We start from the raw sequence: 25126 nt of genomic DNA, 5'->3' as shown, positions 1-25126 counted from the left end.
GGCGGATCGGGGGCGGGCCTGTGGAACCTGAGACCCGCCCCCGCCCTTCGACCGCATGGCTCAATTGCGGCGAAGGGCTTTCAGCACATGGTCGGCGCCCTTGTCGCCGATCATGATCGCGGTCGCATTGGTGTTGCCCTGCGGCAGGCTGGGCATGACGGAGGCGTCCGCCACCCACAGCCCGTCGAGGCCGATAACCTTGAGGTCGGGATCGACCACCGCCATCGGATCGTCCGCGCCGCCGATCTTCGCGGTGCCGACCGGATGATAGAGCGGAATCGACGCCATCCGCACATAGTCGCGCAGCTGCTCCGGCGTGGAGAGGGCCGCGCCGGGGCGCACCTCGCTCTTGACGAAGCGGGCGATCGGCGATTGCGCCATGATGCCGCGCGCGATGCCGATGCCCTCGACGATCTGCTCGACATCCTCCTCGTGCGAGAGCTGCTGGTGGAAGATGGCGGGCGGCGCGAACGGATCGTTGGAGCGCAGCTCGATATGGCCGCGATGGCCCGGCCGCATCAGCCCGATCAGCGTCGAGACGGCGGCATCGTTGCGCAGCACCAGCCGGCCCCGCTCGTCGAAATCGAAGGCGAAGGCGGCGAAGCTGATCTGGAGATTGGGCGCGGGCAGGCCCGGCCGCCCGCGCACGAACGCCTGCGCATGGCCGATGGAGGTGGTCAGCGCGCCCTTGCGCGCCAGGGCGAATTGCAGCACCTGCCACGCCCCGCGCAGCCCGTGCGCGTCGTTGTTGAGCGTGTGCGTGTCCCTGATGCCGTTGACCAGATGGGTGCCGACATGATCCTGAAGGTTGCGACCGACGCCGGGCAGGTCGTGCACCACCGCCACGCCCTTGTCGCGCAGATGCGCCGCCGGGCCGATGCCGGAGAGCATCAGCAGGCGTGGCGTGTTCATCGCCCCCGCGCTCAGCACCACGCCCTGCTTCGCGCGCAGCACCCTGTCCTGCCCGTCCTGGCGATAGGCGATGCCGGTCGCCTTGCCGTCCTCGATCAGGATGCGCGTCACCTGCGCCTCCAGCAGGATCTGTGGCGCATTCCCGCCCTTGCGCCCCTCCAGATAGCCGCGCGCGGTCGAGCAGCGCAGGCCGCCGCGCTGCGACACCTGCACATAATCGACGCCCTCGGCCCGCTCGCCGTTGAGGTCGGGCGAGCGCTCGATGCCCGCCGCCTGCGCGGCCTCGATCCAGCTTTCGGTGATCGGGTAGCGCGCGCGCCCTTCGGAAACCGCGACCGGTCCGCCGGTGCCGCGCCACGCATCGGCGCCGCGCTCATTATCCTCCATGCGGCGGAAATAGGGGAGGACCGACTGATACTCCCAGCCTTTCGCGCCCAGCTCCGCCCAATGGTCGTAATCCCAGCGATGGCCGCGAATGAACATCATGCCATTGAGCGCGCTGCCCCCGCCCAGCAGCTTGCCCGCGGGCCAGATGTCGGCGCGGCCGCCCAGCGACGGGTCCGGCTCGACCTGATAGCACCAGTCGAAATCGGGGTTCTGCACCACCGCGCTGGTGAGCGCCGGAATGCGCGAGCGGTAATGGCGGTCGGTCCGCCCCGCCTCGACCAGCGTGACGCGCACGCCCGCCTCGGCGAGGCGCCCGGCCATGGCGGCCCCGGCGGACCCGCCGCCGATGACGATGATGTCGGGCGTTTCGGGGGTATCGGAAATTTCGGGCATTAAAGGGATTCCCCGGTCAGAAATTGGACAATATGGCGAGGCTGGGCGCATCGAGCGGCTTGCCCTCGGCCTTGAGCTTCAGTTCGCGCGCGCGCAGTCTGCCCTGCTCGTCGATCAGCCAGGCGTGGATCGCATCGGCGTCGGCGGGAGAGAGCAGGTCGTCCCAGCGCGGCATGCCGTTGGGCAGCAGCAGCCCTTCCAGCACGATCTGGCGGAATGCCTGATGCGTGCCCGGCTCCATCCGCCGCAGGTCGGGCGTGGCCGAGCGCAACTGGTTCGCATGGCAGATCGCGCAATTGGCGAAGAACAGCCCCTGCCCCTTCGCGATCGTCGCCGGGGTGGCGCCCGGCAGCGGCGGCGGCGGGGCAGCGGCGACCTCCAGCGGCGGCAGCGGGTCGGGCTTCGCCACCGGTCCGCCGTCGAGGCGGAAGACGAGGATGCGGTTGGCGTTGCCATGGCTATAGGCCGCCGAATAGCGCGGCACATAGGCCCAGCCGCCGCCGCCGAAGCCGGTCGCGACCGCCACATATTGCACGCCCTTGACGCGATAGGTCATCGGCGCGGCCATGATCGAGCTGCCGGTGTCGATTTCCTTCAGCAGCTTGCCGTTGTCGGCATCGCGCACGACCAGCTTGCCGCCGATGGTGCCGTGGAACAGCAGGCCCGATTGCGTCGCCAGCATCCCCATCCGGTCCTGCCAGCCCTCGGCCGAAACCGACCAGCGCGCCTTGCCGGTCAGCGGATCGATCGCCCGGATTTCGGAGCTGTAGGGCTTTTCCTTCACCCATTGCCATTCGCGCAGTTTCTTCACCTGCTCCTGCACCGGCGGCGGCAGGGTCGGCAGCGCGGCCTCCAGATCCGGCGTGAAGATGAGGCTGGTACGGATGTTGAGCGCCTTGGGCCGCCGCGTGTCGGGCGTGCCGTCCGACGGCGGCACGAACATCAGATTGCCCATGTCCAGCACCGCCGCATAATAGAGGTTGCGGCCCGGATCATAGGCGGGCGGATACCAGTTGCGCGCGCCGGGCGAGCCGGGAAAGACGATCTTCGGCCCGTCGTTCCAATAGTCGGAGCCCTTGGGATTCATGCGGGGGCGGCCGGTCTTCAGGTCATAGCCGTCGGTCCAGCTCGTCCGCACCAGCGGGTTGATGCGCAGCGGCTTGCCGGTTTCGCGGTCGATCACGAAGAGGAAGCCGTTCTTCGGCGCGTGCAGGATCACCGGGCGGCGGGCGCCGTCGACCTCGATATCGGCCAGCACCATCGGCTGGGTCGCGGTATAGTCCCACCCGTCCTGCGGCGTTTCCTGATAATGCCATTTCATCCGCCCCGTCTTCGCGTCGAGCGCGACGATCGAGGAGAGATAGAGATTGTCCCCGCCGCCGGGCGAGCGGGTGCCGACCGAATAGGGGCCGCCATTGCCGACGCCGATATAGACGGTGCCGAAGCGCGGGTCGTAATTGATCGCATCCCACACCGATCCGCCGCCGCCGATGTCCCATCGGCTGTTCGCATCCCATGTCCCGACCGCCTGCTCCAGTTCCGGCGTTTCCTGCGGGCCGAGCTTCGGGTCGCGGGGCACGGTGAAGAAGCGCCACGCCTGCCCACCGTCGGACAGGCGATAGGCGGTCACATAGCCGCGCACGTCATATTCCGCCCCGGCATTGCCGATCACCACCACGTCGCCCGCCACCTCCGGCGCGCCGGTGATGGTGTAGCCGCGCGTGCGATCGGTGATCGTGTCCGCCTTCCACGCGACCTTGCCGGTCTTCGCGTCGAGCGCATAGAGCCAGCCGTCGAGCGTGCCGACCAGCACCTTGCCCCGGCTGACGGCGACGCCCCGGTTCGCCTGGTCGCAGCAGGCGGCGCGGTTGGCCTGCATGTCGACCTCCGGCTCGAAGGTCCAGAGCGGCGCGCCGGTCGCGGCGTCGAGCGCGTAGACGCGGCCGAGATTGCCGCTGGTGTACATCACGCCGTCGACGACGATCGGCGTCGCCTCCTGCACCCGATTGGTGCCGAGGTCATGGGACCAGGCGAGGCCGAGCCTGCCGACATTGCCCTTGTCGATATCGGTCAGGCGCGAAAAATGGCTGCCCTGTACGTCGCCGCCGCGATAGGGCCAGTCGTCGCCCGCGCCCGCGTCGCCCGCCTGCCCCCCGCCCGCCAGCGAGCAGCCGCAGAGGGCGGCGGGGGCCAGCAGGAGGGTCATTATCCTTTTAAAACGAAACGCCTTCTTCACAGCGGCCACGCCGCCTTGTGCCGGATCATCACCTCGCGCAGCGACACGGGCCTGTTGCCGGTGATGCGCTCGACCGCGTCGGACAGCCGGTTGAAATAGCCCTCGCGGATCGACTGGCCGAAGGTCACCATGTCGTCGCTCGACCACGGGATCGGCCCGTCGGGCACGATGTCGGACGCATGGCGCGGCACGCCGAGCGAATCGAAATAGGCGATCATCCCCTCGTCATCGACCTGCTCGACGGTGATCGGCTTGCCGGACAGCTCCGTCACCATCGCCATCGCTTCGGGGATGGAGATCAGTTCCGGCCCGGTCAGCGTATAGGCTGTGTTGCCGTGCCCGTCCTGCGTCAGCACGCCCACCGCCGTCGCGACGCAATCGTCGCGGCTGACGAAGCCGACCTTGCCGTCGCCGCAATTGTCGGGCTTATGCCCCATCTGGATCGCCGGGATCGCCATGGCGAGCGCGATCGCCTCGGCATATTGGCTGTCGCGCAGATGCGTCCATTCCGCGCCCGACGCCTCGATGATCTCCTCGGTCGCGCGATGGTCGTGCTTGACGATGGCGGGGTTGCCCGGCTCGTCGGCGGCGATCAGCGAGGTGTAGACGATGTGGCGCACGCCCTGCGCCACCGCCGCCTCCACCGCGTTGCGATGCTGGCCGACGCGCGATCCGACCCGCGCGGTGCTGATGAGCAGCATGCGCTCCCCGCCTTCCATCGCGGCGGCGAGGGTGGCGGGATCGTCGAAATCGGCGGCGCGCACCTGTGCCCCGCGCTCGGCGAAGGCCTGCAATTTCGCGGGCGTGCGCGACAGGAAGATCAGGTCCTGCGGGGCGCACCGCTCCAGCAGCATTTCGGCGGCGGCACGGCCGAACGAACCCGACGCGCCTGTTACGATGATCTTTCCCATGCCATCCTCTCGTCAAATGTCCCCGGCCCTTGCATCGCCGGCTTGCCGAAAATAATAACGACTGTTACTATTGCGTCAATAGACACCCTGTCGGAAGAGGATAAGAAGTGACCCTGCCCATCGAAGACCGTCTCGCCCTGCAAGACCTGATCGCCGCCTATAGCTGGGCGCTGGATACCGGCGACGTGGAGGGGCTGGTCGCCTGTTTCACGCCCGACGCCCGCATGGTCGAGGAAGTGTTCGACGACCCGGACATCTGGGAAGGGCATGAGGGCATTCGCGGCATCGCCGAACATTATCGCAACGCGGCGGGCTTCCCCGGCCGCCAGCATCATGTGACGCAGATCCAGTTCATGCCGCAGCCGGACGGCAGCTGCAAGATGCGCAGCTTCGCCTTCGTCACCGAATGCGAGGGCGAGCCGCCCTATCTGCTGCGCTTCACCGGCTGGTATGACGACCATGCGGTGAAGGGCGAGGACGGCCAGTGGCGCTTCCACCGCCGCACCGTGCGCCTGTGGGACGGCGAGGTGCTGAAGAACTTCCCCGGCCGCGGCCAATGGGTGCCGCGCAAGCGCCCGGAGTCGCTGATCATCAAGCGGTGAAAAAGACAGGGCCGCCGGATCGTGGGATCGGGCGGCCTTTTCTTTGGGTCATCAATCCTCCCCTCTCCTTCAGGGGAGGGGACCGAGGGGTAGGGTGGCGCCGCTGGACGCAAATGCCGGATTTCGAAGCGAGACCCCGCCCCAACCCTCCCCTGAAGGGGGGCTTGATGCCGGCTTCCTGCCTAATTTGTCGCCAAAAAACGCGGCGGCAGCCCCTTCACCCCCGCTTGGTCAGTACCCAGCTCATCGCAGGCTCGACGGCACCCCGTCCCTTCTCCGCGCCGCAGCGTTCCACGCCACCGATCGCCAATTCGGCAAAGGCTTCCGGCCAGCGGCTGCCCGCGATGCCCGCCACAGTGGCGATCGCCGCCGCGCCGGGCTGGCAGTCCGGGGTGATGCCGCCATCGGCGCGATGCTGGATGAGCGCGATGGCGCGATAGCCCGCTTCGCGCGCGACCTCGCCCAGCAGCAGCTGGTCGCTGTGCCGGGTGACGCCGTAGAGCGCCGCCGGTTGCCCGGTCAGCAGCGCGCGCATGAAACGGATCCGGTCCCCCTCCAGCGCGATCGCGCGCCCTTCCAGCCGCGCGGCATGGGCGGCGAAACGGCGGCCCGCCGCCAGCGAGGGGTCATGGAGCAGCACCGTCCCCGCCGTCGCCCGCGCCGGGACGGAAAGACCCGCGCCCGCCAACAGCGGCAGCGCCGCCGCGCCAGCCGCGCCCATCACGAAAGTGCGCCGGGAAATCGCGGTCATTGCGCGCCTCCGTTATCCTGGGCATTGCCCTTGGAAAGATAGTCCGCGATCTGCTGGAGATCGGCGTCGCTCACCTCGCCGCGCGGGACGGCGGGCATGTTGCCGATGCCCATGCGCGCGGCCTGAATGACCAGTTCGGGCGTCAGGTCGGTGCGCTTTTCCAGCAGCGGCTCGTCGCTGCGGCGGGCGAGCAGGCCCGCGCCCATGCCGCCGGGGCCATGGCACATCGCGCATTTGGCGAGGAACAGCTTCTCGCCCGGCCCGGCATCGGGGCGGGAGGAGACGGTTTCCGGCGCGGGCGGCGGCGGAGGGCCTTCCCGCTTCGGCGCCGCGGGCGCATCGCCCTTGCCGCCCGAACAGGCCGCCAGCGCCATCGCCGCGCCCAGCGCCAGGGAGAGGAAAAGCCGGTGCGTCATGCCGCACGCTCCTTCGCATAGCGGCCGGGCCAGATGCCGCTCTTGCCCGGCGCCAATATGCCGTCCGGGTCCAGCGCGTTCTTCACCTGCTCGTTGAGGCGGCGCAGCGCATGGCCGTTGAAATCATAGGTCGCCTCGACCGCGTCCATATAATCGAGATGGGTGCGATACTCGCCATAGCCCTGCGCCTTCGCATCGGCGATCAGCGTGCGGATGAACGGATCGACGCGCTGCATCATTTCCGGGTCGTCCTTGTCGAGCAGGATCGCGTTGACGTTGATGAGGTGCCGCTCGCCGAAGGCGAAGCTGGCCTGATAATCCATCCCATATTCCTTGTAGCGGTCATAGGTGCGCCTGAACTGCGCCATCGCGGCGGAACCGGATTGCGGCAGCACCGGGGAAAAGCCGATATGCCCGCCGCGCCCGCCATGCCAATTGGCGTTCTGCATCGGGAAGGTCAGCGGCGTGCCGGTCCAGCCGGTCGCCTCCAGCGGCTCGCCGCGCTTCCATGTGGTCGGCACGACGCTCATCGGCTTCAGCCGGTTCATCGCCTCCTCAAGGATCGCATAGGCGGCCTTGTTCACCGATTCCCGCCCGTAGAGGCGCAGGCTCACGCCCCACCAGCCGACGTTGAACTTCTTGCGGATCGCAGCGATCACATCGTCGGAGAGGGCGCCGGGCTTGTCCGTCCACTGGTCGCGCGTCGTCACCACGGCGGCGGCGCGCAGCCAGTTGCCGATGGTGGGCGACTGCTGCAACAGCCCCTCGCGCCGCAGCGGCGCGATCGCGTCGATCAGCGGGCCGAGATCCTCCGGCTTGTCGAATTCCAGGTCCATGCCCATCAGCGATTCCGGCTCCGGCATCAGCCACAGGCCCATCTTGGTGACGATGCCGAAATTGGACTGGACGAACAGCTGGTCCCAGCACGGGCCGAAGCCGTAGCGGTAAAGCTGCCATGTCGGCGAATTGCTGAGCGCGCCCATGCCGGTGCGCACGACCATGGCGTCGGGCATCACCACCTCCATGCCGCAGATGCGGGAGGTGTGCTCGCCATAGGGGGTATAGCCGACGCCCCGGTCGAGCGCGTTGCCGACCACCGACCCCCAGCTGTTGCCCGGCACCGACAGCCAGTGCTTCATCCCCTTCGACTTCAGGAAATCATAGAGATCGTAGAAGCTGACGCCCGGTTCCAGCAGCACGGTGCCGTTTTCCTCGTCATATTCGATCTTCTGCATGCGCGAGAGGTCGAGGATGACCGACCCCGCCAGCACCGGCGCGGAGCCGCCATAGCCCAGATTCTTGCCCCGGCTGATCGGCCAGAGCGGCACCTTGTTCTCGCGCGCGATGCGCACGATGCCCTGAATCTCCTCGACCGTCGCGGGCGCGACCGCGCCAGCGGGATGATGGCCTTCGTCGCGGACGGCGAACTTGTCCTGATAGCTCGCCTGATCCTCTTCGGTGAAAAACACGTTCTGCGCGCCGAGCAGGCTTTCAAAGCTGCGGCGGGCGGCGGCCAGCGCGGCGGCGGCAATGGGGGAAGGGGTGGTTTCTGTTGCCATGTCTCACATCTTCGTCAAAGGGCGCCGCCCGCGCTCCAGCGGGTGCGGGCCGGGGGCCGCGTGGCCCCGTCCATGCGGATGACCTCGCCGTTCAGCATCGGGCTGCCGATGATCGTCAGCGCGAGGTCCGCGAATTCCTCCGGCCTGCCCGGACGGCGCGGAAACTCCACGGTTTCGAGTAGTTCGTCGACCAGCGCCGGGGGGATGGTGGCGGTCAGCGGCGTTTCGAAAAAGCCGGGCGCTATCGCCATGCAGCGGATGGCGTGGCGGGAAAGGTCGCGCGCCCAGACGAGCGTGAGCGCCGCCAGCGCCGCCTTGGAGGCCGCATAGGGCCCCATGCCCTCCTGCCCCTCGAACGAGGCGATGGAGACGGCGTTGAGGATGATGCCGCGCTCGCCATCCGGCCCGTCGGGCGCGTTCGCCATCATGCGATGGGCGGCAAGGCGCGTCACATTGACCGCGCCCAGCAGGTTGACGTCGATCACATGGCGAAAGGCGGCCATGTCGCCCGGCCCCTCCGGCGTGGCGATGGGTTCGATGCCACCGATCCCGGCGCAATTGACGCAGATGTCGATGCCGCCCAGCGCGGCGGTAGCACTGTCGATCGCGGCCTCGACCTCGGCATCCCGCGTGATGTCGCAGGGGAGGGAGAGCAGGCCCTCATGGCGCGCGCGCTGGCGATCCAGCACCGCGACCCGCGCGCCCGCAGCGGCGAGCGCCAGCGCTACCGCCTCGCCCAGGCCGGATGCACCGCCCGTGATTATCGCCCTCTTGCCCCTCGGTTCCATCGCACCTCTGCCGCGCCGCGCATCGCGGCCGCCTGATTTTATTAACGATCGTTATAGTTCCATCGGCGGAGAGCTTTGTCAAGGGCATGGGAAAAAGGAAAAAGCCCGTGGCGGGACCATGGGCTTGATCGGAAGCGGACCCAGGAAAACCGTTCGGACCGGGCCTGTCGAAGGGTTGCCTTTCTCTTGGAGCAAAGAAGGACAGGGCTTCGACAAGCTCAGCCCGAACGGAGTGAGAATCTGCTTCCCCTGTTAAATTCGCGGTCCGCGCGGAACGGAATCGTCAGGGAAAGCCTCAGCCCGCCCGTGCGAAATCGTCCAGCAGCGCCGCGCCCGCGCTCGCCCTGCGCGCTTCCAGCGCCGCCCGCGCGGGCAGGGTGCGGAGCCAATAGCGCCCGCGCGCCGCCAGCCGCTCGCGCACCGGATCGCCCGCCGGGTCGCCCGACAGCCCCGCCAGCCGCAGCGCGACCCAGCCGGTGGCGGCGAGCGAGGCCAGTTGCAGATAGGCATAGGCGCCCGCCTCCGCATCGGCGGGCGCGGCCTCCTTCATCCAGCCCGACACGCGCAGCAATTCGGCGACCGCCTCCTCCAGCGACGCGGCGGAAGCGGCGTCGGGCGAGGCGGCGATGTCCGCGCGCGCGGCGCGAACGAAGGCGTCGAGCGCGCCCGTCTCGTCGCGCAGCAGGCGGCGGTACAGCAGGTCCTGCGCCTGCATCCCGCTCGTCCCTTCATAGATGGACAGCACGCGGGCATCACGCAGATGCTGCTCCGCCGCCCATTCGCGGGTATAGCCCGCGCCGCCCAGCACCTGAATCGCCTCACTGGCGGAGGCGAAGGCAGCCTCGGCGGCGAAATTCTTGGTGATCGGCAGCAGCCAGCCGAGCAGCGCGCCGGCCTCCGCCCGCGCCGCCGCATCCTCCTCCCGGTCGGCCAGATCGGTCAGCAGCGACACCAGCAGCGTCAGCCCGCGCACCACCTCGCCCCGCGCGGCCAGCTCCATCAGCTGGCGCCGCACATCGGCATGATGGTCGATCGTCACCGGCGGCTGGTCGGGCCTGCCGCCCTGCCTGCGCTCGGCCGCATAGCCCCAGGCGAGATCGCTCGCCGCATTGGCCAGCGCCGCGCCCTGACTGCCCACCGAGATGCGCATGCGAATGATCATCGTGAACAGCTGCGGCAGGCCGCGATGCAGCGTGCCGATCAGCTGCGCCCGCGCCTCCTCGAAACCGAGGCAGCAGGTGGGCGAGGCGTGCAGGCCCAGCTTCTCCTCGATCCGGCGCACGACGACGCCGTTGGGCTGACCATCGATGGCGGACGGCACGAGGAACAGGCTGAGCCCCCGCGTCCCCGGCGGGGCGTCGGGCGTGCGGGCGAGCAGCATATGGCCGATCCGGCCGGTCAGGTCCTGATCGCCGAAGGTAATCCACATCTTCTCGCCGGTGACGCGCCACCAGCCGTCCTCGCCCGGCCGGGCGACGGTGCGGATGCGCGCGACGTCGGACCCGGCGTCGGCCTCCGAAATGCAGATGGTCGCGCCCCATTGGCCGGAGACGATCGGCGCCAGCCATTCCGCCTTCATCGCCTCGTCGGCATGATCCTCCAGCAGCCGCGCGGCGCAGCGCGAGGACGTCGCCAGCATGCCGAAGGCAGGCGAAGCGCGGTTGAACAGCTCCTCGCAGGCGCTGTGCAGCACCAGCGGCAGGCCCGCGCCGCCGAATTCGGCAGGCGCGTTGAGCGTCGGCCAGCCGCCCTCGACAAAAGCGTCCCACACCGCCTTGTGCCCCGGCGCGGTGCGTACCCGGCCCTCTTCCATCCGGCACCCGGCGGCATCGGCGGCGCGGCCGAATGGCTCGATCACCTCCTGCGCGAAGACGCCTGCGGCGGAGAGGATTTCGCCGACCGTCGCCTCGTCCAGCCCGGCATCCGGCATCAGTTCATTCAGCCGATCCCAGCCGGGAAGCGCCGCCAGATGCGCGCCGATCGACTCCACCGCATTATCGAAACCCAACGGTCCTGCTCCTGCTCTGCTTCCAGGGACGAAGCCCCGCCTTCGCATGACGAAGACGGGGCCTGTCGATCCGGTGAGGCGGACGCGCCCGCGCCGCGCCTTACGCCTTCTGCTTGGTCTTGTCGTAGGCGCCAAGACCGGGCTTGTAGCTCTTGTCGTCGATGAACTGCTTGATGCCTTCCTTGCGGCCCTCATTGTCGAAGCTGTTGGCCGCTTCCTGCGCGCGGACGAGGAAATCCTCGGCATTGTCGTAGGTCATTTCGCGCACGCGGCGGATGGCGTCCTTGGTGGCCTTCAGCGCGACCGGGTTCTTGGTCAGCAGCACCTTCGCCACCTCGGTCACGCGATCCTTCAGCCTGTCGAGCGGCAGCGCCTCGTTGACGAAGCCCCATTCGGCGGCTTTCCTGCCGTCGACATTCTCGCCCATCAGCGAATGATACATGGCGTTGCGGAAGTTGGTCAGCTCGGTCGCCACCTTGGCCGCACCGCCGCCGGGCAGGATGCCCCAGTTGATTTCGCTGAGGCCGAATTGCGCCTCTTCCGCCGCGAAAGCGAGGTCGCAGGCGAACAGTGGGCCATAGCCGCCGCCGAAGCACCAGCCGTTGACCATCGCGATGGTCGGCTTCTGGTACCAGCGCAGGCGGCGCCACCAGCCATAGCTTTCCCGCTGCGCGCCGCGCGTGCCCTTGAGGCCCTGCGCCTCGGTCTCGCGGAAATATTCCTTGAGGTCCATGCCCGCCGTCCACGCGGTGCCCTCGCCGGTCAGCACCAGCACGCCGACATCCTCGCGAAACTCCAGCTCGTCGAGCACGCGCATCATCTGGCGGTTGAGGCGCGGCGACATGCAGTTGCGCTTGTCGGGGCGGTTCAGGCTCACCCATGCGACACCGTCTTCCACGGTATAGGCGACGGTTTCGATTTCGACGGGATCGACACCGTCCACATGCAGAAATTGGGTCATGCAAATTGTCCTTTTTGAACCGTTCGCCCTGGGCTCGTCGAAAGGCTGCCCTTCTTTTCAAAGAAGAACAGGGCTTCGACAGGCTCAGCCCGAACGGGGAGGTAATGGAAAAATCAGATTGGATAGTGGCCCGGCTCGGTCTCCATCGTGATCCAGCGCAGTTCGGTGAAGCTCTCGATCCCGGCCTTGCCGCCGAACTTGCCGTAGCCGGATGCCTTGACGCCGCCGAAGGGCATCTGCGCCTCGTCATGCACGGTCGGGCCGTTGATGTGGCAGATGCCGGACTGGATCTGCCGCGCGACGCGCAGGCCGCGCGCGGTGTCGCGGGTGAAGACCGAGGCGGAAAGGCCATATTCGGTGTCGTTGGCCAGCTCGATCGCATGCGCCTCGTCCCGCGCGCGCACCACCGCGACCACCGGGCCGAAGCTTTCCTCGCGGAACAGCTTCATGTCGGGCGTGACCTTGTCGACCACATGGGCGGGCATCAGCACGCCGTTCGCCTCGCCCCCATTGGCGAGCACCGCACCGGACGCCACCGCATCCTCGACCAGCCCCTGCACATGGCCGACGGTCTTGAGATCGACCACCGCGCCCAGCGGCGTCTTGCCCTCGCGCGGGTCGCCCACCGCCATGGTCGCGACCTTGGCGCGGAACTTCTCGACAAAGGCGTCGGCGACCGCATCGACGACGATGATGCGCTCGGTCGACATGCAGATCTGGCCCTGGTTCATGAACGCGCCGAACGCCGCCGCCTTCACCGCCTCGTCGAGATCGGCGTCGTCCAGCACGATCAGCGGCGCCTTGCCGCCCAGCTCCAGCACCACCGGCTTCAGATTCTCGGCGCAGCGCTTCGCGATGATCCGGCCCACGGCGGTCGATCCGGTGAAGTTGACCCGGCGCACCGCCTTATGGTCGATCATCGCGCCGACCACCTCGCCCGCATCCTGCGGCGCATTGGTGATCAGGTTGACGATGCCGCCGCCGAAACCGGCCTCGACGAAGGCCTCGACGATGAGGCCATGGGTGCGCGGGCATTGCTCCGACGCCTTCAGCACCACGGTGTTGCCGCAGGCGAGCGGCACCGCGATCGCGCGGGTCGCGAGGATGATCGGCGCGTTCCACGGCGCCATCGACAGCACCACGCCCGCCGGCTCGCGGATCGCCATGGCGAGGCAGCCCGGCTTGTCGGACGGGATCACCTCGCCGCCTATCTGGGTGGTGAGGCCGGCCGCCTCGCGCACCATGGAGCTGGACAGCATCAGGTTGAAGCGCGCCCAGCCCTCGGTCGCGCCGATTTCCTCCATCATCGCGTCGATGAACGCATCGGCCTTCGCATCGAGCGCGTCGGCCGCCTTCATCAGCAGCGCGCGGCGGGCATTGGGCCCCTGCGTCGCCCAGCCGGGGAAGGCGGCCTGCGCGGCATCGACCGCCGCCACCGCATCGGCCACGCTCGCCGCGACGGCGCGGGTGGCGACCGCGCCCGTCACCGGGTTCACCCGCTCGAAATGCGCGCCCGACTCGCGCGCTTCGCCGCCGATGGAAAGAGAAATACTGATACCAGACATTGCCAATCTCCCGATTATTGTTATGATACATAACTATCAAGCCGACGCGTTGCAATATGAAATTGATCGGCCCGTCAGCGACGGATATGGGAGATGACGATGGACACACCCGCCTCTTCGGCCCCGCTGGCCGATCCCATGGCGCATCGGCTGGGCTATTTGCTGCGCCGCGCCTCCTCGACGATGATGGCCGATCTGGGCGGCGCGCTGACGCCGTTCGGGGTCAGCCCGGTCGAGGCGACGGTGCTGGCGGTGATCGGCGCCAATCCCGGCTGCACGCAAAGCGACATCGCCCGGCTGCTCGGCATCAAGCGCGCCAATATGGTGCCGATCATCGCGCGCCTAGGCGCCGAGGGGCTGGTGGAAAAGACGCCGATGAACGGCCGCTCCAGTGCGCTGCGGCTGACCGCCGCCGGGGAAAGCAGCCACCGCGCGGTCGAAGAGACGATGGACCGGCACGAGGCCCGGTTCGAGGCGATGCTGGCCGGGCACGACATCGCCGAACTGCGCGCGACGCTGATGCTGATCATCCAGCCGCAGGAAGACTAACGTCCGGGCCGCTATCCGTGCGGCGGGTGATCGCGCAGGCGCACCTGCGGCATCATCAGCGCGATGGCGAAGCCCGTGCCCACCACCAGCAACGCCAGCGTGAAACCGTGGGTGACGGCGGCGGCGACGATATCCTGCACCGGCGCGGGCAGCACCAGCGCGCCGCCGTTCCCGCCCTCCGCCGCCACGGCCTGCAACTGGTCGAGGCTGGCGCCGGGCATCACCTGCGCCAGCCCGGTGCTGAGCCGGTTGGTCAGCGCCGTGCCGAACAGCGCGACGCCGATGGTCGAGCCGATCTGGCGGAAGAACTGGCTGGAGCTGGTCGCCACGCCCAGCACCTCGCGCGGCACCGCATTCTGCACCGCGAGGTTGAACAGGCTCTGCCCCGGCCCCAGGCCAATGCCCAGCACCAGCATGCGCAGCGACAGATCGACCCCGCCGGTGGACGCATCCATCCGGCTGAGCAGCCAGATGCCGATGAAGGTCAGCGCCATGCCCGACAGGATGACCGGCTTGTAGATGCCGGTCTTGCTCACCATCCGCCCCGCGAGCGAGGAGCTGACGATCAGGCCGATCATCAGCGGCAGGGTCGCAAGGCCGCTGGTGGTGGCTGGAACGCCTTGCCCCAGCTGCATGAACAGCGGCAGGAAGGCGATCGTGCTCATGAACGCCATGGCGAGGAAGAAGCTGGCGAAATTGGCGGTGGTGAAGGTGCGATTGCGGAACAGGCTGAGCGGCAATATCGGATCCGCCGCGAACCGCTCCGCGACGATGTAGAGCACGAGGCCGGCGGCGGCGGCGCCGAACAGCGACAGGATCAGCGGCGAATCCCAGGCATGGTCATGCCCGCCGAAGGTCAGCGCCAGCAGCAGCGGCACCACCGCCGCGACGATCAGCACCGCGCCGATGAGGTCGATCCTGCCCTTCGCCTGATGCGCCAGATGCGGCATCCTGGTCAGCACCAGGAACAGCGAGACGAGGCTGAGCGGCAGGTTCACGTAGAACACCCAGCGCCAGCCCGCCACCACATGCCCGGCGATCTCCACCGTGCCATGGTCGGTGAAGAAGCCGCCGATCACCGGGCCGATGGCGCTCGCCAGCGCGAACACCGATCCGAACAGCCCGCCCAGCTTCGCCCGCTCGCGCGGGGAATAGACGTCGCCGATGATCGCGAAGGCGGTGGTGAACAGGCCACCGCCGCCCACCCCCTGTATCGCGCGGAAGAGGATGAGCTGCGTCATCCCGTCGCCCACCACGGGCAGCGAGCCGAACTCGCCGGAAAGGCCGGAAAGCCACGAGCCGATAAGGAAGATCGCGATGCTGGCGAGCAGCATCGGCCTGCGCCCGTAAAGGTCGCCCAGCTTGCCCCAGATCGGCACCGACACGGTGGAGGTGAGCAGATAGGCGGTCGTCACCCAGGAATAGAAGGCCAGCCCGTGCAGATCGGCGATGATGCGCGGCATCGCGGTGGCGACGATCGTGTTGTCGAGCGCGGACAGCAGGAAGACGATCAGCACGGCGGCCATCGTGATCCTGCGCTCGGCGGGGGTGAAGCGGGGTGCGTCCATGGAAATACTCGCGGGGCCTCCGAAGGGAGCGGACGTTCTTTCCGTCCGGAGGAAGTCTGTCAAGCGGAGGACGCGGCGCGGCGGGCGGCTCGCCTGCGCCCCGACCTGCCTCAGCCCCGCTTTTCCGGCCGCTTGCCCCTTTTGCGGGCAGGCGGCGGCGCGTTCCCCTCGTCGCTGCCCTTGCGGCGCTCGAACATGCTGACGCGTTGGTGGTTGGCATGGTCGCGCAGCAGGAACTCGGCGCGGAACGCATCCCGGTTGCGGATCGCCTCGACGACCGCATGATGGCAGCCATGGGCGCGGTGCAGCAGGTCGAAGGCGCGCCTCAGGCCGATGCGGTCGAACACGATCACCGACGGCGCGACGAACGGCACGACGTTCAGCCGCTCAATGAACTGGGCGAGCATCGGGATGCCGCACGCCTCCACGATGATGCGATGGAACCGGGCGTTCATCAGCCCATATTGATGCTCGTCCTCCAGATCGAGATGGCGCTTTTCGAACAGCCTGTCGCCCTCGGCAAGGCAGTCGTCCAGCGCCGCCAGCACCTCCGGGTCGGCGCCCTGCTCGGCCAGCTTGCGCGCGGCCCATCCTTCCAGCAGCGCGCGCAGGTCGAGCGCGTTGAAGATCTCCTTGTCGCTGAACCGGGCGACCGCGAAACCGCGCTTGCCCACCGGCGTCAGGAAGCCTTCCGACGCCAGCCGGGGCAGCAGGGTGCGGATGGGCGTGCGCGACACGCCCAGCCGTTCCGACAGCCCGATCTCGGTCACCCGCTCTCCGGGGGCCAGTTCCTCGCGGAGGATCATCTCCTTGAGGATGTTTTCCAGCGATCCGTTGTTCATCCCGCGCAGATGGACAGGCTCGGCCCGGCGAAGTCAATGCTCAATGCGCGCGCCCGTCAGGCCGGGACGCGGGGCGGAGAGGCCGGGCGGGCGGACTGCGGGCGATAGCCCTCGCGGACATGCGCCTCCACCGGGCTGGGGGCGATGCGCGCGCGCACTATCGCCTGCCGGTGCCGCTCGACCAGCGGACGGCGCGTTCCGCCGTCCGGCTCGCCCCAGATCACCTCGACCTCGCCGCCCGTCTGCGCATGGCGCTCGTCGATCAGCGCCAGCGAAATCCAGCGGCGCAGGTTGGAGCTGTAGACCACATAGGTGGAAAAGCCGATCCGCTCGCCGTTCAGCATCACCGCGTCGAACGGGAAGGTCGCATAATAGGCCGCCGGGGCCTCCATGAACTTGCACCGCGCGTCGCCCTCCTCGAATTGCGAGCGGAAGATGGCGACGACATCCTCGATGTCCCAGACCAGCGTGACCTTGCGCAGCCGGGGTTCGTCCCGCCGGGCGAGCAGCGCGTCGCGGCCGACGAACTCATGGTCGAAATCCACGAAGTCATAGCCGCAGTCCCACGGGGTGACGTAATAGTCCTCGATCCTGTCCGAAACGTAGCTGCCGCCTAGCGACGCATTGCCCTCGAACGAGGCGGCGGGCAGCCATTCGCGATAGCCGGCGAGCTTCGGGTCGTTGTAGATGGCGGGCAGGACGGAGGCGAACCAGCCCGATTCCGTGCTCGCGGTCGAATAGGCGCGGCCGCCGCCCTGCACCAGGCCGAGGTCGCGCCCCGCCTCCAGTATCGCGGCGCGGACTTCCTCCGCCTCCGGCGCTGGGCCCCAGAGTTCGAGGCCGGGCGCGGCCGCCATACCGTGCTTGAGCGCGCGCACGCGGCGTCCGGCGATGGTGATCTGCCCCATGGAAAAGAAGCGGATGTCGTCGATCGGCCCGCCGTTCAGCTTTTCCAGTAGCGCCCAGGCGTTCGGCCCCTGCACCTCGAAGCGGTAGCTGCGGCGGCCGCGCCCATTGTCGAGGCTGCGCTCGTCGCGCTCCACCACCACGTCATAGCCCCAGTTCAGCGCGTTATATTGGATCCAGTTCGGCACATGCGGACGGCCGACCAGGTTGACGCGGAAATCGTCGAGCCCGAACAGGATCGCATCGCCGATGACATGGCCGTCATGGTTGCAGGCGACGAACTGCTTCGCCTTGTTGCGCCGGAAAGTGCGGAAATTGTTGATACCGAAATCCGCGAACAGGCGGATGGTGTCGAGGCCCTCGATATAGAGGTCGGTCATATGGTGCGACTGGTCGAGCAGCACGGCGGAACGCGTCCATGCCTCCTGCTCGTCCCGCCAGTTGGAGAATTCGGGCGCGACAGGGAAGACATATTGGCCGATCGGCGATGTCCGGAGCATCTCCAGCGCCCCTCCGGCGCGATCCATTTTCTCCTGCAGGCTGGTCATGGGCATCCTCTCCTTCGCTGTTGCCGGTGGTGCGCCGACCATAGCGAGGGAAAGGGCGGATCGCAATAATTGGATCCAATTTATCTATTATTGGCGAATATCTGCCCCATTCAGTCCGCCAATGCATCCATTTTCCCGGTGGGATAACGACGAATCGGCGGCTGCTACAAGCGGAAGATCGTCCGCGCCGTCTCGCCCATGCAGGGGCCGACCGCATCGGGCCAATACTCGGCGAGGAAAGCGCGGGTCCATTCCAGCGCATTGGCATAGCCCTCGCGCGCGGCGACCGGGGGGAAATCGCTGCCCCACATCAGCCGTTGCGGCGTGAAAGCGCGCAGCACCGCATCGAGCAGCGGCCGCACCCCGTCGAGGTCGAGCGGCACCGGCGCAGCGTCGAGATCGGGCAGGCGCGGCGCGAGTTGCCCCAGCCCCGGCAGCTTCACCGCGATATTGGGATGGCGCGCCAGATCGCACAGCGCGGGCAGCGCGGCGTCGCGGTCGCCCGCATCGGGCCGCGCCAGCCCGCCCAGATGTTCGAGGAGGATCGGCAGCCGGGGGCAGGCGGCGGCGACCTCGGCCAGCTTGCCGTCGATGAAGCCGGCCACCGGGCCGACCAGCGACACGCGCAGCCCGGCCCGCTCGGCCGCGCGCCACGGCGCCAGCGGGTCCTCGCCCGCGGCGCGCCATGCCGCGCGCAGGCGCAGCCCGGCCGCGCCGCTTTCGGCCGCCCGCTCCACCGCCCCCACCGGGTCGGCCGCCCGCGGATCGACGGCGCCGACGAAGACGAAGCGGTCCGCATGCGCCCGGCACGCCGCCTGCATCTCGGCGCTGTCGGTGCTGCCCAGCATCTGCACCAGCACGGCCTTGTCGACGCCGCACCGGTCCATGGCGAACAGCAGGGTGTCGACCGGCTCGTACCAGCGGGACGAGGCGTGGCAATGGGTATCGACCACCATCATGGCGCGCCTGCCGTCCTCAGGATCAGGCGGCGCTGGACAGATGCGGCTGCAACTCGGCGGGCAGCGGCATCACGTCCTTCCAGCTTTTCTCCTGCATCGGAAAGACGAAGGTTTCCGCGGTGATGGCGTTCCAGTCGAGATTGGCCTGCGGGATCTGGGTCAGCTTGCCGGTCGCCTCGATTTCCCGCGCGGCCTTCAGCATCAGCCGCCGCCAGGCGACCACCGCCATGTCGGTGCGGCCCAGATGCTCCTTCGTCCGGTCGGCGATCCTGCCCATCGTCTCGCTGACCGCATGGTCCTGCGCGGCGATGCCGACGATGCCGGACATGTTGGTGGTGCGCATCATCTCGCGATCCTGATTATACCATTGCTTCATGCCGACGAGCTTGAAGAAATTCTCGTCATGCCGGGTGCCCGCCTCGGCGATGCGGTGCTCACGGTCGATCGGGTGGGTCTCGTCGTAGAAGAACTGGATATGCCAGGTCGTCACGTCGTCGCGCGGCACGAAGGCGTTGATGAGGCGGCGGTTGCGGCGGAAGACCGGCGCGTTGCCGCCGTCGGGCGGGATGAAGGTCCAGAAGGGCAGCGGCACCTGCGTGATGCGCGCATGGCCCAGCCCCTCGTCCTTGCGCACCGCGCAATAGCGCAGGCCGTAATTGGTGAATTCCACCTCCAGCTTGGGCCGCAGGTCGCGCTCATGCGGATATTTCGCTTCCTCGCCCCAGGGGCTTTCCCGGTGCAGCACGCCCGCATGGGCGGAATCGATCGCGCCCTCGATCGCCTGCGCATAATTGCATTCGTAGATGACCTTGAACGCCTCGCAATGCCCCTCCGGCATGTCGAACCACGGGAAATGCGGAAAGGCCGGTTCCTCTTCCTTCGGCCCCATATAGGTCCAGATCATGCCGCCCGCGACGCGCGTGGGATAGGCTTTCACCCGCATCGCCTTCGCCAGCGTCGCGCCTTCCGGCTCGGCCGGGGTATCGGTGCACTGGCCGGTCACGTCGAATTTCCAGCCGTGGAACAGGCAGCGCAACCCGCATTCGCCGTTGACGCCGAGCGCCAGCGAGGATCCGCGATGCGGGCAATGCTCGTCGAGCAGGCCGATCCGCCCCTCGCTGTCGCGGAACGCGACCAGATCCTCGCCCAGCAGGCGGATGCGCACCGGCTTGCCGTCCTTTTCCGGCAGTTCGCTTTCCAGCAGCGCGGGCATCCAGAAGCGGCGCATGAGATTGCCCATCGCGGTTCCGGGGCCAATGCGCACCAGCGTCTCATTATCTTCATGCGAGAGCACCGACGAATCTCCTTTTGTTAGTCAATTATGTATTCTATAACAGTAGGCGAATGACTTGTCACTAGAGTGATTGCGAAGCAGGCGGAATCGCCTGCTGACTCGGAAATCACGGGAAACAACGCCTTGAGGGAAGGCCGGAAGGGCCGCAAATGCAGGAGAAAAGCGTGGACCTGGACGATATTCACGATGTCGACGATTATTCGGACGCCACCCTTCGGGCGATGATCGACCGGCTGGAGCGCTCCACCACCGAGGAACAGTTCATCTATCGCGAAACCGAGCTGGACGAGATGTGGCGGCTCGTGGACATCCGGCTGATACAGGCCGAAGGAGAGGAGCGGGCGGCGCTGCTCGTCCTCAAGGAGGCGATCATGCGCGCGCACGATCTCGTCGGCATGGAGGGCAAGCCGATGGACGCCGCCCGGCTGCTGCGCGCGCTCGGAAGATAGGACGATGGCGCCGCCCGTCCTTCAGGCGGGCGGCGCCATCGCCGCGATGCGCATCGCCTGTATCGACTCCAGTTCCAGCAGCCCGGCCGCGACGAAGGGATCGCTGGTCGCGATCCGCTCCGCCGCGCCGCGATCCTCCGCGCGCAGGATGATGACGCTGCCGACCGGCCGCCCCTCCTCGTCCAGCAGCGGCCCGGCCAGCGCCAGCGCCGCGCCCAGCCCCTTGCGATAGGCGATATGCTCGCCCCTCTTCTCCTCGCGCAGTTCGTTGCTGCCGGTCTGCCGGTACTGGATCAGGAAATAGTGGGTCATAGGTCGTCCGCCTGCCGCCAAAAGTTGATGAAAGAAGGGAGCCGTCAGCGCAGCCCGTAGATGTCGAGCGTGGTTTCCCCGGCCATCAGCCGCGCGCATATTGCCAGTTCGTCCGCATCGCGCCGCTCGGAGGCGAGGATCACCTCGCCCGCCCGCGCCTGCGGGACGATGACGACGCCGTCATTGTCGCCGATCACCAGATCGCCGGGATGCACCACCAGCGACCCGAACAGCAGCGGCGCGTTGATCCAGCCGATCGCGTCCCTGTCCTTGCCGGTGCCGCGAATGCACTGGCCGCGCGCGAAGACGGGGAAGCCCACCTCGCCGAGCAGCAGATAATCGCGCACGCCACCGTCGATCACCAGCCCGCCCAAGCCCCGCGCCTTCGCCGCCGTCGACATCACCTCGCCCCAATAGCCATGGTCGAACGCGCCGTTGCAGTGGACGACCAGCACGTCGCCCGGCCGCGCGGCGCAGATCGCATGGTGCAGCCACAGATTGTCGCCGGGCGGCGAATGGACGGTGAGCGCGGGGCCGCAGACGCGGAAATGCGGGTGCACCGGCTTTATCTGCGGCGGCATCACGCCGATCTTGCCGCCTGCCTCGTGCACGGTGGCGGCGGAAAGCGCGCGCGCCCGCTCGACCAGATCCGGCGCGACCCGGTCGAAGCCGTCGGCGCGGATGCGCGATGTGGGATCGATCCCCGCCATCGCGCTCAATCCCGCCGCGTCTGGAGCTGGTGATATTTGAACTGGCGCCGCGCCTCGTCCAGCCGCATGCCGCCGCGCACGGCGGCGCGGATATGCTCCTCCGCCGCGTGAATCTCCTCGGCGGCGGCGAGCACCGCCTCCTCATGCCCGCGCGGGATCACCAGCACGCCGTCGGCATCGCCGCGCAGCAGGTCGCCGGGGCCGACGCGCGCGCCGCCTATGGTGACGACGCAGTTCATCTCCTCGACCTGCACCCGGTCCTTGCCGGTGCGCATCCAATGGTCCTTCGAAAAGACCGGATAGCCCAGCTCGCGGCAGAGGGCGACGTCGCGGTTGATGCCGTCGATCACCGTGCCCGCCAGCCCGCGCCGGTGGGCGATCTCGGTCAATATGTCGCCCCAGATGGTCGCGTCGGTGCGCCCGCCATTGTCGATCACCACGACATGCCCTTCCGGCACGTCGTCGATATAGTCGCCGACCGTTCCGGGCGGATTGGCGGCTGGGCCGCAGCGCATGGTGAACGCGCGCCCGGCAAAACGGAAGGAAGGGTCGCGGCCCTTGATCTCATAGCATTGGCCGACGATGCCGAGCCGGTCGAGCGCGTCGCTGATCGTCGCGGTGTCGAGCCGCGCGGCGCGTGCGACGTTGGTGTCTTTAGGGGGGCCTTCCATCATTCTCATTCTCTCACTGCTGAAGCATATGTTCGTAATTGCCGCCCATCACCTCGCTGATCGGCGTGCCGGCGAGGATCGCCTTGGCCATCGCCGCCTCGCGCGCGACGATCTCCTCCGCCGCGTCGAGCACCCGGTCGATGTCGGCGGGGTGGATGAACAGGCAGGCGCTGCCGTCGGCGACGACATAATCGCCCGGCTCGACCGTCAACTCGCCGATGGCGACCGGGCCGTTGGTTTCCTTCTCAACCACCCGGCCCCGCGCGGTCAGGCAGGTGGTGCGGTTGGTGAAGATCGGGAAGTCATAGCCCTGCGCCTCGTCGATATCGCGCACCGGGCCGTCGGCGATCACCCCGGCGACGCCGCGCACCTTGGCGCCCAGCGTCAGCAGGCCGCCCCAGCAGCCCGCCTCCACGCCGGTGCGCTGCTCGACCACGATCACGCTGTCGGGACCGGCCAGCTCGATCGCGGTGGTGCCCAGATGGCGAGGCGGCCCCGGCGGCGGATCGCCGGTGCCCAGCCGCACGGTCACGGCCCTGCCGGCGATGCGTCCGCTGCCGGAACGCTGCCGCAGGGTCGTGACCTGCCCCCTTATCTTCAGCCTGTCCATCGCATCGGAAACCGCGCAGCAATCCAGCCTGCGCAGCCGTGTCACTTGAGGGTCAGCGGTCATTCGTCTTTTCCTTGTTCCTTGTCGCCCCCGGCCGCTCAGCGCCAGCAGACGAAGCCCATCGCGTTGCCGGTGCCCGCCTCGCTGCGATAGCAGGGGACATAATCGAGGATTTCCGGCTCCAGCCCCAGATCGGCCATCATGCCGGCGAGCGGGATCCAGTTCTTCAGCTCCGACGTGCCGTCCTGAAACACCGCCTCGCCCAGATCGGCGACCCGGCCGATGTCGCGCGCGCGGATCGCGTCGAGGAACAGGCGGTCGATCTCCTCGTCGATGACGAAATGGGTGAGGCCGCCCGACGCGAACACGGCGACGCGGGCGTCGCTGTCCCATTCCTCTATCCCGCGCAGGATAGACTTGCCGAAATCATAGCAGCGCCGCACGGTCGGCTGGTTGGGCGGGTAGAAGGTGTTGACCAGCACCGGCACGCTCGGCACCGGCCGGTCGCGCATGATCCGGCGATAGACGAAGCCGAAGGCATGCGGCGTCTCCGGCTTGGGCAGCGCCTTCATCGCGGCGACGTCGAAGCCGTCCCGCATCGCCCGGCCGATGATCGCGCGCGCCAGATCGGGTTGCCCCGCATAGACCGCGCCGCCGCTGGGGATGTAGCCGGGCAGCGACTGCTCGATGCCGGGCGGCAGTTGCGCGAGGCGTTCGGGCGGGAATTCGTAATTGGTGATCGCCTCGCCGTGGAAGACGGCGAAGGCCGGGATCAGCCTTTCGTCGAATATCTCCATCTGGTCGTTGCCGATGATGACGGCGACGTCGATCCGCGCCTCGGCGAAGAGACGCGCCAGTTCGTCCAGCGCCGCCTGGCAACGCGCCTGATGCGCGGCCATCGCCTCCGGCGTCACCTGCCGGTCGAAGCCCTGCCCGGCGCGCTCGGCGACGAGCTGCTCGAACCGCCAGCTGCCGCCGCGCCAGGCATGGTCCACCGCCTTGTCGAAGGCGAGGCGCGAGGCCCATTGCTCCGGACTGGTGACCAGCATCGGCCCATGGCTGGTGCCGATGCCCATGACGATCCGCGCCATTATTCCAGCCCCTCCAGATTGAAGACCCGGATCGCGTTGCCGGAGAGTATCTTGCGCTTGTCCTCGTCGCTCAGCCAGTCGAAGCCCTTGATGAAAGGCGCGATATGATCAAGCGTGTCGCCGGTTTCCGGGTCGACGGCGGACCCGACGCCGGGGCATTCGGCGCCGAACAGGCAATTGTCGACGCCCACGGTCTTGATCAGCAGGCGCAGCGCCTCCTCGCTGTAGAGCGCGGTGTCGAAATAGAGCTGGCGCAGCTGCTCGTAGAAATTCTCGCCCCGCCGCAGCGCCGATGCGTGGAAGCGCCCGGCATGATAGGGAATCGCCCCGCCGCCATGGCTGACGACGATCTTGAGCGTCGGAAAATCCTTGAACACGTCGGAATGGATGAGGCCGTAGACGGCGGTCGTCTCATCGAGCAGGAAGTTGAGCGTATAGGGGGAGCGTTCCGAATGGGAGGTGGCGCTGTGGATATGCGCGGGGACGTCCAGCTCGCACAATTTCTCGTAGAGAGGATACCAGTAGCGGTCGCCCATCGCGGGCGGCTCGGTGCCGGGGCGGTTCTCGAACGGGTCGGGGTTGAGCAGACAGCCCTTGAATCCCAGCGTCCTGACCGCGCGCTCCAGCTCCGGCAGCACCACCTCGACCGGATCGCCCGCGACCTGCGGCAGGCCCGCGACGCCGAAGAAACGGTCGGGAAGCAGCTTCACCGTGCGGGCGATGATGTTGTTGGTTTCCTCGGTGAACCAGTGGACCAGCTTGCCCGGCTTTTCCGAATGCATCTGCTGGAACGGCCGGGGCGAAAGCAGCTGGCGGTGCGTGCCCGCCCTGTCGAGCATGTCCAGATGGCCGCAGGGCGCCATTTCCTTCTTGTTCGCGAAATGGAGCAGTTCCTCGTCGCTCACCTCCGGAAATTTGCGGCCATGTTCGCCCCGGTGCGACAGCAGCAGCGATTTATAGACCCAGAGCGCATCCGGCGCGCTGACATGGCCGTGACAATCGACGATCAAGGGATCGGCCAAGGGATCGGGCGACGGATTCGCGGCGTCTCCGGGCACGGCGTCTGCTGGCATGCTTGAATTTCCCCTCTTGCATTGGATACATAAATGTATAACAATCTTGCCTAAG

24 protein-coding genes are annotated in these 25126 nt (G+C 67.9%); 3 read left to right on the top strand and 21 right to left on the bottom strand.

Annotated elements, in window-relative coordinates; all coding sequences use genetic code 11:
• Positions 1 to 60 precede the first annotated feature (60 nt).
• The 3 genes from GGR43_RS15590 to GGR43_RS15580 are packed head-to-tail and all read right to left on the bottom strand — an operon-like array spanning position 61 to position 4839.
• Positions 61 to 1692 (bottom strand): GMC family oxidoreductase, encoded by a 1632-nt coding sequence (locus tag GGR43_RS15590; RefSeq protein ID WP_188072910.1) that lies wholly within the window; start codon positions 1690 to 1692, stop codon positions 61 to 63.
• A gap of 16 nt (positions 1693 to 1708) precedes the next feature.
• On the bottom strand, positions 1709 to 3898 hold the full coding sequence (locus GGR43_RS15585) for a PQQ-dependent dehydrogenase, methanol/ethanol family (protein ID WP_188072909.1): 2190 nt from the start codon (positions 3896 to 3898) through the stop codon (positions 1709 to 1711).
• A gap of 26 nt (positions 3899 to 3924) precedes the next feature.
• Positions 3925 to 4839: an SDR family oxidoreductase gene (locus GGR43_RS15580; protein ID WP_188072908.1), complete on the bottom strand. Its 915-nt coding sequence runs from the start codon at positions 4837 to 4839 to the stop codon at positions 3925 to 3927.
• A gap of 107 nt (positions 4840 to 4946) precedes the next feature.
• On the opposite strand from GGR43_RS15580, the gene GGR43_RS15575 reads away from it, so the two are divergent.
• Positions 4947 to 5441 carry a nuclear transport factor 2 family protein gene (locus GGR43_RS15575; protein WP_188072907.1) on the top strand — a complete coding sequence of 165 codons (495 nt, stop codon included), beginning with the start codon at positions 4947 to 4949 and terminating at the stop codon, positions 5439 to 5441.
• Between the two features lie 217 nt (positions 5442 to 5658).
• Here the strand turns inward: GGR43_RS15575 and GGR43_RS15570 are convergent, their stop codons facing one another.
• The 7 genes from GGR43_RS15570 to GGR43_RS15540 all read right to left on the bottom strand — a co-directional run bounded on the left by GGR43_RS15570 (position 5659) and on the right by GGR43_RS15540 (position 13489).
• A complete protein-coding gene (locus GGR43_RS15570; RefSeq protein ID WP_188072906.1) occupies positions 5659 to 6192 on the bottom strand; it encodes a hypothetical protein in 534 nt (177 codons plus the stop codon).
• Complete coding sequence (locus tag GGR43_RS15565; protein WP_188072905.1) at positions 6189 to 6608, bottom strand: c-type cytochrome; 420 nt, start codon at positions 6606 to 6608, stop codon at positions 6189 to 6191. Before GGR43_RS15565 ends, GGR43_RS15570 begins: the two co-directional genes overlap by 4 nt.
• Positions 6605 to 8167, bottom strand: coding sequence for an FAD-binding oxidoreductase (locus tag GGR43_RS15560; RefSeq protein ID WP_188072904.1), 1563 nt, complete (start codon positions 8165 to 8167; stop codon positions 6605 to 6607). The genes GGR43_RS15565 and GGR43_RS15560 overlap by 4 nt, the downstream gene beginning before the upstream one ends.
• A gap of 14 nt (positions 8168 to 8181) precedes the next feature.
• Entirely contained in the window at positions 8182 to 8955 is a 774-nt protein-coding gene (locus GGR43_RS15555; RefSeq protein WP_188072903.1) for an SDR family NAD(P)-dependent oxidoreductase, read from the bottom strand.
• Positions 8956 to 9250: 295 nt separating this feature from the next.
• Positions 9251 to 10963 (bottom strand): acyl-CoA dehydrogenase family protein, encoded by a 1713-nt coding sequence (locus tag GGR43_RS15550; RefSeq protein WP_223177475.1) that lies wholly within the window; start codon positions 10961 to 10963, stop codon positions 9251 to 9253.
• A 100-nt stretch (positions 10964 to 11063) separates the two neighbouring features.
• Complete coding sequence (locus tag GGR43_RS15545; protein WP_188072901.1) at positions 11064 to 11924, bottom strand: p-hydroxycinnamoyl CoA hydratase/lyase; 861 nt, start codon at positions 11922 to 11924, stop codon at positions 11064 to 11066.
• Between the two features lie 113 nt (positions 11925 to 12037).
• The gene (locus GGR43_RS15540) at positions 12038 to 13489 is read right to left on the bottom strand and encodes an aldehyde dehydrogenase (RefSeq protein WP_188072900.1); all 1452 of its coding nucleotides are present in this window, start codon (positions 13487 to 13489) and stop codon (positions 12038 to 12040) included.
• Positions 13490 to 13582: 93 nt separating this feature from the next.
• On the opposite strand from GGR43_RS15540, the gene GGR43_RS15535 reads away from it, so the two are divergent.
• Positions 13583 to 14038 (top strand): MarR family winged helix-turn-helix transcriptional regulator, encoded by a 456-nt coding sequence (locus GGR43_RS15535; protein WP_188072899.1) that lies wholly within the window; start codon positions 13583 to 13585, stop codon positions 14036 to 14038.
• An 11-nt stretch (positions 14039 to 14049) separates the two neighbouring features.
• Here GGR43_RS15535 and GGR43_RS15530 read toward each other — a convergent pair whose 3' ends face one another.
• The 5 genes from GGR43_RS15530 to GGR43_RS15510 all read right to left on the bottom strand — a co-directional run bounded on the left by GGR43_RS15530 (position 14050) and on the right by GGR43_RS15510 (position 20155).
• Positions 14050 to 15606: an MDR family MFS transporter gene (locus tag GGR43_RS15530; RefSeq protein WP_188072898.1), complete on the bottom strand. Its 1557-nt coding sequence runs from the start codon at positions 15604 to 15606 to the stop codon at positions 14050 to 14052.
• Positions 15607 to 15716: 110 nt separating this feature from the next.
• Positions 15717 to 16448 (bottom strand): GntR family transcriptional regulator, encoded by a 732-nt coding sequence (locus GGR43_RS15525; protein ID WP_188072897.1) that lies wholly within the window; start codon positions 16446 to 16448, stop codon positions 15717 to 15719.
• A gap of 56 nt (positions 16449 to 16504) precedes the next feature.
• Positions 16505 to 17902, bottom strand: coding sequence for an aminomethyl transferase family protein (locus tag GGR43_RS15520; RefSeq protein WP_246343794.1), 1398 nt, complete (start codon positions 17900 to 17902; stop codon positions 16505 to 16507).
• Positions 17903 to 18066: 164 nt separating this feature from the next.
• Positions 18067 to 18861, bottom strand: coding sequence for an amidohydrolase family protein (locus tag GGR43_RS15515; protein WP_188072895.1), 795 nt, complete (start codon positions 18859 to 18861; stop codon positions 18067 to 18069).
• A 22-nt stretch (positions 18862 to 18883) separates the two neighbouring features.
• Positions 18884 to 20155 carry a Rieske 2Fe-2S domain-containing protein gene (locus tag GGR43_RS15510; RefSeq protein ID WP_188072894.1) on the bottom strand — a complete coding sequence of 424 codons (1272 nt, stop codon included), beginning with the start codon at positions 20153 to 20155 and terminating at the stop codon, positions 18884 to 18886.
• 164 nt (positions 20156 to 20319) lie between these two features.
• On the opposite strand from GGR43_RS15510, the gene GGR43_RS15505 reads away from it, so the two are divergent.
• Positions 20320 to 20604, top strand: coding sequence for a hypothetical protein (locus GGR43_RS15505; protein WP_188072893.1), 285 nt, complete (start codon positions 20320 to 20322; stop codon positions 20602 to 20604).
• 21 nt (positions 20605 to 20625) lie between these two features.
• Here the strand turns inward: GGR43_RS15505 and GGR43_RS15500 are convergent, their stop codons facing one another.
• The 6 genes from GGR43_RS15500 to GGR43_RS15475 are packed head-to-tail and all read right to left on the bottom strand — an operon-like array spanning position 20626 to position 25071.
• Positions 20626 to 20916 (bottom strand): YciI family protein, encoded by a 291-nt coding sequence (locus GGR43_RS15500; RefSeq protein ID WP_188072892.1) that lies wholly within the window; start codon positions 20914 to 20916, stop codon positions 20626 to 20628.
• A gap of 44 nt (positions 20917 to 20960) precedes the next feature.
• Complete coding sequence (locus GGR43_RS15495; protein WP_188072891.1) at positions 20961 to 21626, bottom strand: 4-carboxy-4-hydroxy-2-oxoadipate aldolase/oxaloacetate decarboxylase; 666 nt, start codon at positions 21624 to 21626, stop codon at positions 20961 to 20963.
• Between the two features lie 5 nt (positions 21627 to 21631).
• The gene (locus tag GGR43_RS15490; RefSeq protein WP_425502233.1) at positions 21632 to 22300 is read right to left on the bottom strand and encodes an RraA family protein; all 669 of its coding nucleotides are present in this window, start codon (positions 22298 to 22300) and stop codon (positions 21632 to 21634) included.
• Between the two features lie 10 nt (positions 22301 to 22310).
• Positions 22311 to 22970 carry an RraA family protein gene (locus GGR43_RS15485; RefSeq protein WP_188072890.1) on the bottom strand — a complete coding sequence of 220 codons (660 nt, stop codon included), beginning with the start codon at positions 22968 to 22970 and terminating at the stop codon, positions 22311 to 22313.
• Between the two features lie 35 nt (positions 22971 to 23005).
• On the bottom strand, positions 23006 to 23998 hold the full coding sequence (locus GGR43_RS15480; protein WP_188072889.1) for a DODA-type extradiol aromatic ring-opening family dioxygenase: 993 nt from the start codon (positions 23996 to 23998) through the stop codon (positions 23006 to 23008).
• Positions 23998 to 25071, bottom strand: coding sequence for an amidohydrolase family protein (locus tag GGR43_RS15475; protein ID WP_246343792.1), 1074 nt, complete (start codon positions 25069 to 25071; stop codon positions 23998 to 24000). The genes GGR43_RS15480 and GGR43_RS15475 overlap by 1 nt, the downstream gene beginning before the upstream one ends.
• Positions 25072 to 25126 lie beyond the last annotated feature (55 nt).

Source organism: Sphingobium jiangsuense, from assembly GCF_014196495.1.
GTDB classification, from domain to species: Bacteria; Pseudomonadota; Alphaproteobacteria; order Sphingomonadales; family Sphingomonadaceae; genus Sphingobium; species Sphingobium jiangsuense.
The sequence above is the reverse complement of the archived record's forward strand: the minus strand, read 5'-3'. Positions and strand labels throughout refer to the sequence as shown.

Coding starts and splice junctions, on each gene's coding strand:
- GGR43_RS15590 (WP_188072910.1), bottom strand. CDS start 1,692: ATGCCCGAAATTTCCGATACCCCCGAAACGCCCGACATCATCGTCATC.
- GGR43_RS15490 (WP_425502233.1), bottom strand. CDS start 22,300: ATGATGGAAGGCCCCCCTAAAGACACCAACGTCGCACGCGCCGCGCGG.
- GGR43_RS15560 (WP_188072904.1), bottom strand. CDS start 8,167: ATGGCAACAGAAACCACCCCTTCCCCCATTGCCGCCGCCGCGCTGGCC.
- GGR43_RS15480 (WP_188072889.1), bottom strand. CDS start 23,998: ATGGCGCGGATCGTCATGGGCATCGGCACCAGCCATGGGCCGATGCTG.
- GGR43_RS15555 (WP_188072903.1), bottom strand. CDS start 8,955: ATGGAACCGAGGGGCAAGAGGGCGATAATCACGGGCGGTGCATCCGGC.
- GGR43_RS15530 (WP_188072898.1), bottom strand. CDS start 15,606: ATGGACGCACCCCGCTTCACCCCCGCCGAGCGCAGGATCACGATGGCC.
- GGR43_RS15495 (WP_188072891.1), bottom strand. CDS start 21,626: ATGGCGGGGATCGATCCCACATCGCGCATCCGCGCCGACGGCTTCGAC.
- GGR43_RS15500 (WP_188072892.1), bottom strand. CDS start 20,916: ATGACCCACTATTTCCTGATCCAGTACCGGCAGACCGGCAGCAACGAA.
- GGR43_RS15515 (WP_188072895.1), bottom strand. CDS start 18,861: ATGATGGTGGTCGATACCCATTGCCACGCCTCGTCCCGCTGGTACGAG.
- GGR43_RS15570 (WP_188072906.1), bottom strand. CDS start 6,192: ATGACCGCGATTTCCCGGCGCACTTTCGTGATGGGCGCGGCTGGCGCG.
- GGR43_RS15540 (WP_188072900.1), bottom strand. CDS start 13,489: ATGTCTGGTATCAGTATTTCTCTTTCCATCGGCGGCGAAGCGCGCGAG.
- GGR43_RS15520 (WP_246343794.1), bottom strand. CDS start 17,902: ATGACCAGCCTGCAGGAGAAAATGGATCGCGCCGGAGGGGCGCTGGAG.
- GGR43_RS15580 (WP_188072908.1), bottom strand. CDS start 4,839: ATGGGAAAGATCATCGTAACAGGCGCGTCGGGTTCGTTCGGCCGTGCC.
- GGR43_RS15585 (WP_188072909.1), bottom strand. CDS start 3,898: ATGACCCTCCTGCTGGCCCCCGCCGCCCTCTGCGGCTGCTCGCTGGCG.
- GGR43_RS15535 (WP_188072899.1), top strand. CDS start 13,583: ATGACGATGGACACACCCGCCTCTTCGGCCCCGCTGGCCGATCCCATG.
- GGR43_RS15545 (WP_188072901.1), bottom strand. CDS start 11,924: ATGACCCAATTTCTGCATGTGGACGGTGTCGATCCCGTCGAAATCGAA.
- GGR43_RS15525 (WP_188072897.1), bottom strand. CDS start 16,448: ATGAACAACGGATCGCTGGAAAACATCCTCAAGGAGATGATCCTCCGC.
- GGR43_RS15565 (WP_188072905.1), bottom strand. CDS start 6,608: ATGACGCACCGGCTTTTCCTCTCCCTGGCGCTGGGCGCGGCGATGGCG.
- GGR43_RS15475 (WP_246343792.1), bottom strand. CDS start 25,071: ATGCCAGCAGACGCCGTGCCCGGAGACGCCGCGAATCCGTCGCCCGAT.
- GGR43_RS15485 (WP_188072890.1), bottom strand. CDS start 22,970: ATGACCGCTGACCCTCAAGTGACACGGCTGCGCAGGCTGGATTGCTGC.